This window comes from Streptomyces sp. NPDC051976, from assembly GCF_040680795.1.
Classification (GTDB): domain Bacteria; phylum Actinomycetota; class Actinomycetes; order Streptomycetales; family Streptomycetaceae; genus Actinacidiphila.
Map to the genome: position 1 here is coordinate 1 of NZ_JBFAXL010000039.1, position 12421 is coordinate 12421.

A 12421-nucleotide genomic window follows, 5' to 3' on the forward strand; every position below is an offset into this window, starting at 1 on the left:
ACGCGGGTGGCCGCCGTGCAGTCCTGGCCGGCGTTGAAGAACCCGGCCACCGCGATGTCCTCGACGGCCTTGGGGATGTCGGTGTCCTCGAAGACGACGACCGGGGCCTTGCCGCCCAGCTCCAGGTGCACCCGCTTGACGTCCTTGGCCGCCGAGCCCGCGACCTGCACACCGGCGCGGACCGAGCCGGTGATGGAGGCCATCGCCGGGGTCGGGTGCTCGACCATCGCGCGGCCGGTGTCCCGGTCGCCGCAGACGACGTTGAAGACGCCCTTGGGCAGGACGCCGCCGAGGATCTCGGCCAGCAGCACCGTGGAGGCAGGGGTGGTGTCGGACGGCTTGAGCACCACGGTGTTGCCCGCGGCGATCGCCGGGGCGAACTTCCACACGGCCATCATCATCGGGTAGTTCCACGGCGCGACCTGGGCGCAGACGCCGACCGGCTCACGCCGCACGATCGAGGTCATGCCGTCCATGTACTCGCCCGCCGAGCGGCCTTCGAGCATCCGCGCGGCGCCCGCGAAGAAGCGGATCTGGTCCACCATCGGAGGGATCTCCTCGCTGGCGGTCAGCCCGATCGGCTTGCCCGTGTTCTCGCTCTCGACGGCGACCAGCTCGTCGGCCCGCGCCTCGACGGCGTCGGCGATCTTCAGCAGCGCCTTCTGCCGCTCCGACGGGGTGGTGTCGCGCCAGCCCGGGAAGGCGGCGGCCGCGGCGGCCATCGCCGCGTCGACATCGGCCTGTCCGGAGAGCGGGGCGGTGGCGTAGACCGTGCCGGTCACCGGGTTGACCACCTCGGTGGTCCGGCCGTCGGCGGCGTCGCGGAACTCCCCGTCGATGTAATTACGCAGCGTACGCAGCTCGCTCACGGCGCTCTCTCTCCCTTGAGTTCTGTCCACTTGCTGAGACGCCTTCCAGCTTAGTCGCAGGACTGCCGTATTCGACACACCCAGATCCACCGAACAACTGAATCAGTCAAACTGAGACCCCTGAGCTACGAATTTCATCGTGGAGGGCTTGCGTGACCGTCGACCTCTCCTGCACAGTGGTGCTCGTGGCCACACGTGACAAGAACGGCGCGTCGCCGGCGATAGATGCCGTGTCGAAGGCGATCATCGAACAGCTCCAGGAGGACGGGCGCCGCCCGTACGCAGCGATCGGCAAGGCCGTGGGCCTGTCGGAAGCGGCCGTACGGCAGCGCGTCCAGAAGCTGCTCGACCAGGGTGTCATGCAGATCGTCGCCGTCACCGATCCCCTCACCGTGGGGTTCCGGCGGCAGGCGATGGTCGGCATCAACGTCGAGGGCGACATCGAACCGGTCGCCGACGCCCTGGCCGCGCTCGACGAGGTCGAGTACGTGGTCGTCACCGCCGGGTCGTTCGACCTCCTGGTCGAGATCGTCTGCGAGGACGACGACCACCTGCTGGAGATGATCAACAAGCGGATCCGCACACTGCCCGGTGTGCGGTCCACCGAGAGCTTCGTCTACCTCAAGCTCCGCAAGCAGACCTACACCTGGGGAACCAGATAGCCATGAACTCCACCAACACAGAGCTGTCGAAGACCGCTTACGACCACCTGTGGATGCACTTCACCCGCATGTCGTCGTACGAGAACGCCCCGGTGCCGACCATCGTCCGCGGCGAGGGCCCGTACATCTACGACGACCACGGCAAGCGGTACATCGACGGCCTGTCGGGGCTCTTCGTGGTCAACGCCGGGCACGGCCGGCACGAGCTGGCCGAGGCCGCGTACAAGCAGGCGCAGGAACTCGCCTTCTTCCCGGTCTGGAGCTACGCCCACCCCAAGGCCGTCGAGCTGGCCGAGCGGCTGGCGAACTACGCGCCGGGCGACCTGAACAAGGTCTTCTTCACCACCGGCGGCGGCGAGGCCGTCGAGACCGCGTGGAAGCTGGCGAAGCAGTACCACAAGCTCACCGGCAACCACACGAAGTACAAGGTGATCTCCCGGGCCGTCGCCTACCACGGCACCCCCCAGGGCGCCCTGTCGATCACCGGCCTGCCCGCGCTGAAGGCGCCCTTCGAGCCGCTGGTGCCCGGCGCCCGCAAGGTGCCCAACACCAACATCTACCGCGCGCCGATCCACGGCGACGACCCGGTGGCGTTCGGCCGCTGGGCCGCCGACCAGATCGAGCAGGAGATCCTCTTCGAGGGCCCCGAGACCGTGGCCGCCGTCTTCCTGGAGCCGGTGCAGAACGCGGGCGGCTGCTTCCCGCCGCCGCCCGGGTACTTCCAGCGGGTCCGCGAGATCTGCGACCAGTACGACGTGCTGCTCGTCTCCGACGAGGTGATCTGCGCCTTCGGGCGGCTGGGCACGATGTTCGCCTGCGACAAGTTCGGCTACGTGCCGGACATGATCACCTGCGCGAAGGGCATGACCTCGGGCTACTCCCCGATCGGCGCCTGCATCGTCTCCGACCGGCTCGCCGAGCCGTTCTACCAGGGCGACAACACCTTCCTGCACGGCTACACCTTCGGCGGCCACCCGGTCTCCGCCGCGGTCGGCCTGGCCAACCTCGACATCTTCGAGCGCGAGAACCTCAACCAGCACGTGCTCGACAACGAGGACGGCTTCTTCCGAACCCTCCAGAAGCTGCACGACCTGCCGATCGTCGGCGACGTACGCGGCAACGGCTTCTTCTACGGGATCGAGCTGGTCAAGGACAAGGCGACCAAGGAGACCTTCACCGACGAGGAGACCGAGCGCGTCCTGTACGGCTTCCTGTCCAAGGCGCTCTACGACGCCGGTCTGTACTGCCGGGCCGACGACCGCGGCGACCCGGTCGTACAGCTCGCCCCGCCGCTCGTCTCCGACCAGGCGCTCTTCGACGACATCGAGGGAATCCTGCGCACCGTGCTGACGGAGGCGTGGACGAAGCTCTGAGAGCTGGTCCGCCCGGGTGAATGGTGTAACGAACACACACCCGTCCGGACTACTCGGCCGCCGCGCCTGCGGGTCACTGCCCCGGCACCTTGCCTACGGTGCCGGGGCAGTGACCGCTCTCCCCCCGATTCGTTGACGCAGGTGTCGACGTGCCAGGGGGAACGAACCGCGGAGGTAACGGCATGGTGGCCCCGCCCGACAACGATGTGCTCTGGGCCCGCGCCCTGCGCCACTCCCACCAGGGCTCGCCCGCGCTGCTCGGCGTCTCGCTGGGCGTACGCCAGGGCGAGATCCTCGCGGTGGCGGGAGCGCGCGGCGCGGGCAAGACCACACTGCTGCACTGCCTGTCCGGGCAGCTCGTCCCGGACCAGGGCGAGGTGTGGTTCAACAGCGCGCCCGTGCACACCCTGCCGGAGACCGCGCGCGACCAGCTGCGCCGCGACCGCTTCGGCTGGATCGGAAGTACGCCGCAGCTGCTGCCCGAGCTGACCGCTTGGGAGAACGCCGCGCTGCCGCTGCTGATGAGCGGCGCCGGCCACCGCACCGCCAGGAGCAGCGCGCAGGAATGGCTGGACCGGCTCGACATCGGCGGCCTCGCGCGCAAGCGCCCCGCCCAGCTGCTGCAGGCCCAGCGGCAGCGGGTCGCGGTGGCGCGGGCGCTGGTCGCCAAGCCGGAGGTGGTCTTCGCCGACGACCCGACGGCGCCGCTGCACCGCGCCGACCGCGCGCTGGTGCTGCGGACGCTCACCAACGCGGCGCGCTCGCACGGCATCACCGTGGTGCTGGCCACCGGCGACCCCGAGGTCACCGGGTTCGCCGACCGGACCATCACTTTGGTGGACGGCCGCCCGAGCACGGCGATGCCGGCCCAGGAACGCGACGGCGCCAACCCGTACCCCGCCTCCGTATGAGCGCCCGGAAGAACCCCGGCGTCGGCTCCGGCCCGCGGGGAGGTGCCCGCGCGTGCTGAGTCTGCGCATCCTGCGGGGGGCTCGGACCACCGCGCTGCTGCGATGGGCGCTTGTCACCGCGGCCTCCGCGGCGACCGGCCTGCTGCTACTGTCCGCGCTCGGCTACGCGCTCGGGCATCCCGAACCCATCACCGACGCCGCGGTACGGCTGGCGTGGTGCGTGGTGCCGGTCGTGGTGACGGTACGGCTCGCGGTGGTGGCCGCGCGCGCGGTGCCCACCGGCTGGCCGCGCACCGGGCTCTCCTCGGTCGGCCTCGGGCCGATCAAGGTGGCCCTGCTGGCCGCGACCACCACGGCGGTGGCCTGCGGCCTCGGCAGCGGCGCCGCCCTGCTGGTCTTCCTCCGCCTCCGCGGCGACCTGGCGGGCGTGCCCTTCGACGGCGCCGGGTCCGACGGCCTCGGCGACGGCAAGCCGCTGCCGCTCGCGGGCACGATCACCCTGCTCTCGCTGGTGCCAGTGGCCGCCGCCGCGATCGGCGCCGCGGCGCTGTGGCCGGCCCGCGGCGACCGGAGGACACCGCCGAAGCGGCCCGCCCCCGCCGCACCGGCGGCACCGGCCACTCCAGCCACTCCGGCCAAGCCCCCGCAGGCGCCCGCCGGGCTGCCGTGGGGTGTCGCGCTCACCGCGGTCGGGCTCGCCATCGAGGTCAGCGCGCCCGGCGGGACCCCGCTGCCGCTGCCCGGCGGCCTCGGCTCGATCACCCCGGCCGCGGTGGGCGGCTGGATCGTCACCACCGTCGGCATGGTGATGGCCGGACCCGGCGTCGTCCACGCCTGTGGACGGCTCCTCGCCGCCTTCCGCCCCGGCGCCCTGCGGATGCTCGCGGGCCGCGCCCTCCAGGAGGAGGCCCGCCGTCTCGGCCGCCCCCTCGGCGTGGTCAGCGCCACCGCCACCGCGGCCTTCGCCGCCTACCACCTCCACCAGGAGGGCGGTCGCCCCTTCGGCCCCCTCACCTCCATGGCCGCCGTCCTCATCGCCGTCTGCGTCCTCGCCACCGCCGCCACCGCGATCTCCGAAACCAAACGCGCCCGCGAACCCTCCACCACCGCCCTCCGCCAACTCGGCGCCTCCCCCGCCCTCCTGAGAACCGCCGTCGCCTTGCGCGTGGGGGTACTCCTGCTAGTGGTCCTCCCCCTGACCGCGGTGATCGCGAACTTGGCGACGACGCCGGGGAGGTGAGGGGGGCGGTGCCTCGTGCGGGGGGGCCTGGCAGGGGTGCCTGGTGCGGGGGGCCTGGCAGGGGTGCCTGGTGCGGGGGAGCCGTCTTCCGTGGGCGGCACCGCATCAGCCCCTTTTTTGCCGCCCTCTCGCCTCCGGCGGCTTAGACCCGGTGTCGACGGTCGATCGTGCTCGATCCCCTCGTTCCTCGGGGAACTCCGCGCGTTCTCCCTTTCGACACCGGCGCCGCCTTTGGCTCGCTGGCTACATCACCGCACCCCGCGACGCAGAGGCACCGTTCCGGGGTGCCGGACCGTGCCCCGAAGGGGCGCGGGGAACTGCGCGGCCAGCCCCCCGCCGGGGGAAGGTCCCGGGGACGGGCTCGGGCGGCAGCCCGGGGGGAAGGCCGCTCACCCTTCGTCCGGGAGGACGACCGCCTCGTCCGGGGTGAAGGTGACCCCGACCCGTTCCCCGGGCTCCGGCGCGGAGCGCAACCCGCATTCGGCCTCCAGTCGGGGGCCCTGGTCGGGGCTGAGGATGAGGGCGATGTGGCTGCCGCGGAAGGTGCGGGCGAGGACGGTGCAGGGGAGGCCGGCGTCGGGAGTGGTCAGGCGGACGCCCGCCGGACGGACGAGGAGGCGGCGGGCGCCCTGGGGCGAGCCCGGGGGGACCGGCACCTTGCCCCAGGGGGTGGCGGCGACGGTGCCGCTGACGGTGGCGTCGGCGATGTTGTCGAAGCCGAGGAAGGAGGCGACGAACGCGGAAGCGGGGTGCTGCCAGACCTCCAGCGGCGTCCCCGACTGCGCGATCCGCCCGTCGCGCATGACCACGACCCGGTCCGAGAGCGCGAACGCCTCGCCCTGGTCGTGGGTGACGGCCAGCACGGTGGTGCCCAACTGCCCGAAGAGCTGGCGCAGTTCCACCACGAGCCGCTCCCGCAGCGAGCGGTCGAGCTGGCCGAGCGGCTCGTCGAGCATGAGCAGCCGCGGCTCGGGGGCGAGCGCCCGGGCCAGCGCGACCCGCTGCTGCTCGCCGCCGGACAGCGTGGCGACCGCGCGCCCCTGGGCGCCGGGCAGCCCGACGAGGTCGAGGAGTTCGGCGACCCGCCGCTCCCGCCCCTCCCGCGGCACCTTCCGCATGCGCGGCCCGAAGGCGACGTTGCCCCCGACGTCGCGCTGCGGGAAGAGCTGGTGGTCCTGGAACATCAGACCGACACCGCGCCGGTGCGCCGGCACCGCCGCCTGGTCGGCGCCGTCGAGCAGCACCCGCCCGGCGTCCAGCGGCTGGAGCCCGGCGACCACCCGCAGCAGCGTGGACTTGCCGCTGCCGCTCGGCCCGAGCACGGACACCGTCTCGTGCGCGCCGACCTCCAGGTCGACGGCGTCCAGCGCGGCCCGCGCGCCGAACCGTACGGTCGCGCCCTCGATCCGCAGCAGCGCGCCCTCGTCCGGCTGCTCCGCCTTGCGCGTCGGCGTCATCTAGAACTCTCCCGAACGGTCGGCGGAGGTCCGCAGGTTCTCCAGGATCAGCAGCGAGGCGGCGCAGACCAGCATCAAGATGGTGCTCAGCGCCATCGCCTGGCCGTAGGTGTAGGGCCCGGCGCGGTCCAGCAGCCGGGCGACGGCGACCGGCAGGGTGGGGCTGTCGGGGCGGGCGATGAAGACGGTCGCGCCGAACTCGCCGAGCGAGACCGCGAAGGCGAACCCGGCGGCGATGGCCAGCGCCCGGCCGACCAGCGGGAGTTCGATCTCGCGCCAGACCCGTAGCGGGGACGCGCCCAGCACGGCCGCCGCCTCCCGCAGCCGGTCGTCCACCGCCCGCAGCACCGGCAGCATGACGCGGACGACGAAGGGCACGCCGACCAGCGCCTGGGCGAGCGGCACCAGGATCCAGGACTCCCGCAGATCCAGCGGCGGCTTGTCGAGGGTGATGAGGAAGCCGAAGCCGATGGTCACCGCCGAGGTGCCCAGCGGCAGCATCAGCAGCGCGTCGAAGCCGCGCACCAGGCGGCCCGCCCTGCGGACCAGCGCGGCGGCCGCGAGACCGCCGATGGCCAGTGCCATGACGGTGGCGACGGCCGCGTACCGCAGCGAGTTCCAGACGGCCTGGAACGGGGCGACAACGAAGGTGCCGCCGTTCGCGGAGCCGAGCGCGCGGTAGAAGGCGAGGCCGTAGCCGCCGGGGCCGTCCAGCGAGCGGGCGACCAGGACGCCCAGCGGCAGCAGGATCAGCAGCGCCACCACCGCGAGCAGCCCGCCGAGCATCGCCCACTCGCCGCGGCCGCGCGGCCGGTGCGAGGTGCCCGCCGCGTCCACCAGCCGCAGCGCGGACTCCCGGCGCCGTACCGTCCAGGCGTGGACGGCGAGGATCGCGCCGACCGCCACGAACTGCACCAGGGTGAGCACGGCGGCGGTCCGCAGGTCGAGCAGTTCCGCGGTCTCGCGGTAGATCTCCACCTCCAGGGTGGAGTACGTGGGCCCGCCGAGGATCTGGATGACGCCGAAGGAGGTGAAGGTGAACAGGAACACCATCAGCGCGGCCGCGGCCACCGAGGGCCCGAGCGCGGGCAGCGTCACCCTGCGCCAGGCGGTGAGGCGGCTCGCGCCGAGCATCACCGCGGCCTCCTCCTGGCGCGGGTCGAGCTGCGCCCACAGACCGCCGACGGTGCGGACGACCACCGCGTAGTTGAAGAAGACATGGGCGATGAGGATCGCCCAGACCGTGGTGTCCAGCCGGACGCCCCACAGCGAGTCGGTGAAGCCGCCGCGGCCGAGCAGCGCCAGGAACGCCGAGCCGACCACCACCGTGGGCAGCACGAACGGCACCGTGACCACCGCGCGCAGCAGCCGCTTGCCGGGGAAGTCGAGCCGGGCGAAGACATAGGCGCCGGGCAGCGCCACCGCCAGGGTCAGCGCGGTGGACGCCGCCGCCTGCCAGCAGGTGAACCACAGCACGTGCCGGATGTCCGGGTCGCCCAATACGTCGCCTATGGTGGCGAACTGCCAGCGGCCGTCCTGCCGCAGGCCGCGCCCGACGATGGACGCCACCGGGTAGGCGAAGAAGACCGCGAAGAAGGCGGCGGGCACCGCCATCAGCACCAGCCGTACCGCGGTGCCGCGCCGGCGGCGGCGACGCGCGGCGTCCGGACCGGCGCCCGCGGCTCCCCCGGCAGGCCGGACGGCCGCGGCGCCCGCCTCCGCGGTCCGCCCGCCAGGGCTCACTTCAGGACGATCGACGACCATGCCTTGACCCACTCGTCGCGCTTGGCGGCGATCTTGTCGGGGGCCATCGTCTCCGGGTCGGCGACCTTCGCGCCGTACTTCACGAACACCGGCGGCTCGGTGGCGTCCGTGCGCACCGGGTCGACGTACATCTGCAGCGGCATGTCCTGCTGGAACGTCTTGCTGAGCATGAAGTCGATCAGCGCCTTGCCGCCCGCGGTGTTCTTCGCGCCGTGCAGCAGCCCAGCGAACTCGATCTGCCGGAAGCAGGTGCCGGTGGAGACGCCGACCGGCGACTGGGCGGGCGGCGGGGTCACACCGACGACCTCGGCGGGCGGGCTGGAGGCGTACGAGACGACCAGCGGCCGGTCGCCCTTGGCCTTCTTGCCCGCCGCGGAGCCGGAGAAGCGGTCGTTGTACGCCTGCTCCCAGCCGTCGACGACCTCGACGCCGTTGTTCTTGAGCTGCTTCCAGTACGCCTGCCAGTTCGCGTCACCGGTGGCGGCCGCGCTGCCCAGCAGGAAGGCCAGGCCCGGGGAGGACGTCGCCGCGTTCTCGGTGACCAGCAGGTTCTTGTACTCGGGCTTCACCAGGTCGGCGAAGGTGGCCGGGGGCGTCAGCTTGTGCGCGGTGAAGTACGCCCGGTCGTAGTTGACGCAGACGTCGCCGGAGTCGATCGGCGTCACCCGGTGCTGGGCCGCGTCGAGCTGGAGCGCGGCGGGGACCGTGCCCAGGTCCTTGGCCGTGTACGAGGTGAACAGGCCGTTGTCGAGCGCCCGCGAGAGCAGGGTGTTGTCGACGCCGAAGAAGACGTCGCCCTGGGGGTGGTCCTTGGTGAGGATCGCCTGGTTGACGGCCGCGCCCGCGTCACCGCCGCGCAGCACCTTGACGGTGTAGCCGGTCTCCTTGGTGAACTCCTTGAGCACCGGCGCCGAGGCGGCGAAGGAGTCGTGGCTGACCAGGGTGACGGTCTTGGACTTGCCGGATCCGGTGGCGGACGAATCGCCGGAACCGGAACCGCCGCCGCAGGCGGCGAGCGTCGTGGCTCCCGCGGCGGCGAGGACGAGCGCGCCTATGGCACGCCGACGGATGGACTTCATCTGGCTGACTCCCTACGCCGGTATGACCCGGATCAGGTCCGAGGGTCTGCGGCGTGTGGAAGCCGCACTCTCAGCGCCGTCGCAGGCGCTCCCCTGTCGGAATGTTCATTTGTACGAACGCACGAGTCCGTGCGACAACCCGAGCACCTTAGCAGCAGGTCAGCGCTCCGCCGCCGCGAGCTGACCACAGGCGCCGTCGATCTCCTGGCCGCGGGTGTCCCGTACGGTCACCGGCACGCCGTGCGACGCCAGCGCCGCCACGAAGGCCCGCTCGTCCTCGGGGCGGGACGCCGTCCACTTGGAGCCGGGCGTCGGGTTGAGCGGGATCAGGTTGACGTGCACCAGGTGGTTCTTGAGCATCCGGCCGAGCCGGTCCGCACGCCACGCCTGGTCGTTGATGTCCCGGATGAGCGCGTACTCGATGGAGATACGGCGGCCGGAGACGTCCGCGTAGTGCCAGGCCGCGTCGAGGACCTCGCGGACCTTCCAGCGGGTGTTCACCGGCACCAGGGTGTCGCGCAGCTCGTCGTCGGGCGCGTGCAGCGAGACCGCGAGGCGGCACTTCAGGCCCTCGTCGGCGAAGCGGTACATCGCCGGAACCAGGCCGACCGTGGAGACGGTGATGCCGCGCTGCGACAGCCCCAGGCCGTCGGGCTCGGGGTCGGTCAGCCGGCGGATGGCGCCGATCACCCGCTTGTAGTTGGCCAGCGGCTCGCCCATGCCCATGAAGACGATGTTCGACAGCCGCGCCGGGCCCCCGGGGACCTCGCCGTCGCGCAGGCTGCGCATTCCGGCCACGATCTGGTGCACGATCTCGGCGGTGGACAGATTGCGGTCCAGGCCCGCCTGCCCGGTGGCGCAGAACGGGCAGTTCATTCCGCATCCGGCCTGCGAGGAGATGCACATGGTGACCCGGTCGGGGTAGCGCATCAGCACCGACTCGACGAGCGTGCCGTCGAACAGCTTCCACAGCGTCTTGCGGGTGTCGCCGTCGTCGCACGACGCGTGCCGCACCACCGACATCAGCTCGGGCAGAAGGTCCCCGGCCAGCTTCCCCCGCGCCGCGGCCGGGATGTCCGTCCACGCCGCCGGATCGTCCGCGTACCGCGCGAAGTAGTGCTGCGAGAGCTGCTTCGCCCGGAACGGCTTCTCCCCCAGCTCGGCCACCGCCTCCCGGCGCTCCGCGGGAGTGAGGTCGGCGAGGTGCCGCGGCGGCTTCTTGGCCCCCCGCGGCGCGGCAAAAGTGAGTTCTCCAGGCACAGGCATGATCTGACAAGTGTCGCAGATCGCCGGAGCGGCTCGGGCTAGCCGTTCCCCACGAAGATCACCAGCAGCAGCCAGACCACCGGGGCCGTCGGGAGCAGGGAGTCCAAGCGGTCCATGATGCCGCCGTGGCCGGGGAGGAGGGTGCCCATGTCCTTGATGCCGAGGTCGCGCTTGATCATGGACTCGCCGAGGTCGCCGAGGGTGGCGCTGGTCGCGGCGGCCAGGCCGAGGATCAGGCCCTGCCACCAGCGGCCGTCGTCGATGACGTACTGCATGAGCAGGGCGCCCGCGATCATGGCGAAGGAGATCGCGCCGAGCAGGCCCTCGCGGGTCTTGCCGGGGCTGATCCTGGGCGCCAGCTTGTGGCGGCCGAAGCGCCAGCCGACCGCGTAGGCGCCGGTGTCGCTGATCACGGTGAGCAGCAGGAAGACCAGCACCCGCCGGGGGCCGTCGTCCGCGGCGAGCATCATCACCACGAAGGTGGCCAGGAAGGGCACGTAGAACGCGGCGAAGACACCCGCGGTGACGTCCCGCAGGTAGTTCTCCGGTGGCTCCGTCATCCGCCAGACCAGGACGGCGAGCGCGGTGAGCGCCATCGCCACCCACGCGCCGTCCGCGCCGCGCAGATATCCGGCGATCAGCATCGCCGTACCGCCGACCAGCAGCGGGATCAGCGGCGCGCGGATGCCCTTGCGCTCGGCGAGCCGGGAGGTCAGCTCCCACAGGCCGACGCCGGCCGCGGCCACCACGACACCGACGAAGACCGCCTTGACGATGAAGAGCGAGGCGGTGATCACGACCCCGAGGCCGACGCCCACCCCTATCGCCGCGCGCAGGTTCCGTCCGGCGGACTTCTTCGCGGGCGGCGGAGGCGATTGCGGCGGCTCCGGGGCAGAGGGCATAGGAGAAGTCTTCCCGCCGTCCAGGTCATCGCGCGCGGAACCCGCCGGTTCCGTCACCGTGTTCTCGGGCGCTCCCCAGTGACCGGCGCGTGGCGAAGCGCCCCAGGAAGAGTCGTTCACTGAGCTTCGCCTCGCGTCGTCGTCGGTGTGTCGGCCGGGGAGTGGAACAGGGGACGGAACTGTGCTGAGCGGTCGTGCGGCGGCGGTCAGACCTCCAGCAGCTCGGCTTCCTTGTGCTTGAGCAGCTCGTCGACCTGGGCGACGTACTTGGAGGTGGTGTCGTCCAGCTCCTTCTCCGCGCGGCGCACCTCGTCCTCGCCGGTCTCGCCGTCCTTGACGAGCTTGTCCAGCGTCTCCTTGGCCTTGCGGCGGACGCTGCGGATCGAGATCTTGGCGTCCTCACCCTTGGTCTTGGCGACCTTGATGTACTCCCGGCGGCGCTCCTCGGTGAGCTGCGGGAAGACCACCCGGATGATACGGCCGTCGTTGCTCGGGTTGACGCCGAGGTCGGAGTTGCGGATCGCCTCCTCGATGTTGCGCAGGCTGCTGCTGTCGAAGGGGGTGATCACCGCCATCCGCGGCTCGGGCACGGCGAACGAGGCGAGCTGGTTGATCGGGGTGATCGCCCCGTAGTACTCCGCCACGATCTTGTTGAACATCGCCGGGTGCGCACGGCCGGTGCGGATCGCCGCGAAGTCGTCCTTCGCGACGATGACTGCCTTCTCCATCTTCTCCTCGGCCTCAAGGAGAGTCTCTTCAATCACCATGTGCTCCTGGTATTCGGAAGGCGGGGCTACCGGGTCGCGGCCCCTGCGCGCGTCTTTCCTGCACGGTGTCCGACCGGCAGCGAGTTGTCCATCCCCGAACCGGCCGAGCCGGTCGGCGGCGTGACCGCCCG

11 protein-coding genes and 1 riboswitch are annotated in these 12421 nt (G+C 71.9%); of the genes, 4 read left to right on the plus strand and 7 right to left on the minus strand.

Annotated elements, in window-relative coordinates:
* On the minus strand, positions 1–869 hold an 869-nt coding region (locus AB0M29_RS30580; protein ID WP_365388495.1), incomplete at its 3' end, for an aldehyde dehydrogenase family protein.
* A 185-nt stretch (positions 870–1054) separates the two neighbouring features.
* Between AB0M29_RS30580 and AB0M29_RS30585 the strand changes: the two genes are divergently transcribed.
* The 4 genes from AB0M29_RS30585 to AB0M29_RS30600 all read left to right on the plus strand — a co-directional run bounded on the left by AB0M29_RS30585 (position 1055) and on the right by AB0M29_RS30600 (position 5055).
* Positions 1055–1531, plus strand: a complete 477-nt coding sequence (locus tag AB0M29_RS30585) for an Lrp/AsnC family transcriptional regulator (protein ID WP_365388497.1) — start codon at positions 1055–1057, stop codon at positions 1529–1531.
* On the plus strand, positions 1516–2904 hold the full coding sequence (locus tag AB0M29_RS30590; RefSeq protein WP_365388655.1) for an aspartate aminotransferase family protein: 1389 nt from the start codon (positions 1516–1518) through the stop codon (positions 2902–2904). Before AB0M29_RS30585 ends, AB0M29_RS30590 begins: the two co-directional genes overlap by 16 nt.
* Before the next feature lie 182 nt (positions 2905–3086).
* Complete coding sequence (locus tag AB0M29_RS30595; protein WP_365388500.1) at positions 3087–3815, plus strand: ATP-binding cassette domain-containing protein; 729 nt, start codon at positions 3087–3089, stop codon at positions 3813–3815.
* 52 nt (positions 3816–3867) lie between these two features.
* Positions 3868–5055, plus strand: coding sequence for a hypothetical protein (locus AB0M29_RS30600; protein ID WP_365388502.1), 1188 nt, complete (start codon positions 3868–3870; stop codon positions 5053–5055).
* A gap of 389 nt (positions 5056–5444) precedes the next feature.
* On the opposite strand, the gene AB0M29_RS30605 is transcribed toward AB0M29_RS30600, so the two are convergent.
* The 6 genes from AB0M29_RS30605 to frr form a co-directional block, all read right to left on the minus strand.
* Positions 5445–6512, minus strand: coding sequence for an ABC transporter ATP-binding protein (locus tag AB0M29_RS30605; RefSeq protein WP_365388504.1), 1068 nt, complete (start codon positions 6510–6512; stop codon positions 5445–5447).
* Positions 6513–8126, minus strand: coding sequence for an iron ABC transporter permease (locus AB0M29_RS30610; RefSeq protein WP_365388658.1), 1614 nt, complete (start codon positions 8124–8126; stop codon positions 6513–6515).
* 125 nt (positions 8127–8251) lie between these two features.
* Positions 8252–9355, minus strand: a complete 1104-nt coding sequence (locus AB0M29_RS30615) for a thiamine ABC transporter substrate-binding protein (RefSeq protein ID WP_365388506.1) — start codon at positions 9353–9355, stop codon at positions 8252–8254.
* Positions 9348–9460, minus strand: a riboswitch (TPP riboswitch). It overlaps the preceding gene by 8 nt.
* Before the next feature lie 54 nt (positions 9461–9514).
* Positions 9515–10621, minus strand: a complete 1107-nt coding sequence (rlmN, locus tag AB0M29_RS30620) for a 23S rRNA (adenine(2503)-C(2))-methyltransferase RlmN (protein ID WP_365388507.1) — start codon at positions 10619–10621, stop codon at positions 9515–9517.
* Positions 10622–10659: 38 nt separating this feature from the next.
* Entirely contained in the window at positions 10660–11643 is a 984-nt protein-coding gene (locus AB0M29_RS30625) for a phosphatidate cytidylyltransferase (RefSeq protein ID WP_365388510.1), read from the minus strand.
* A gap of 86 nt (positions 11644–11729) precedes the next feature.
* The gene (gene frr / locus AB0M29_RS30630) at positions 11730–12287 is read right to left on the minus strand and encodes a ribosome recycling factor (RefSeq protein WP_365388660.1); all 558 of its coding nucleotides are present in this window, start codon (positions 12285–12287) and stop codon (positions 11730–11732) included.
* Positions 12288–12421 lie beyond the last annotated feature (134 nt).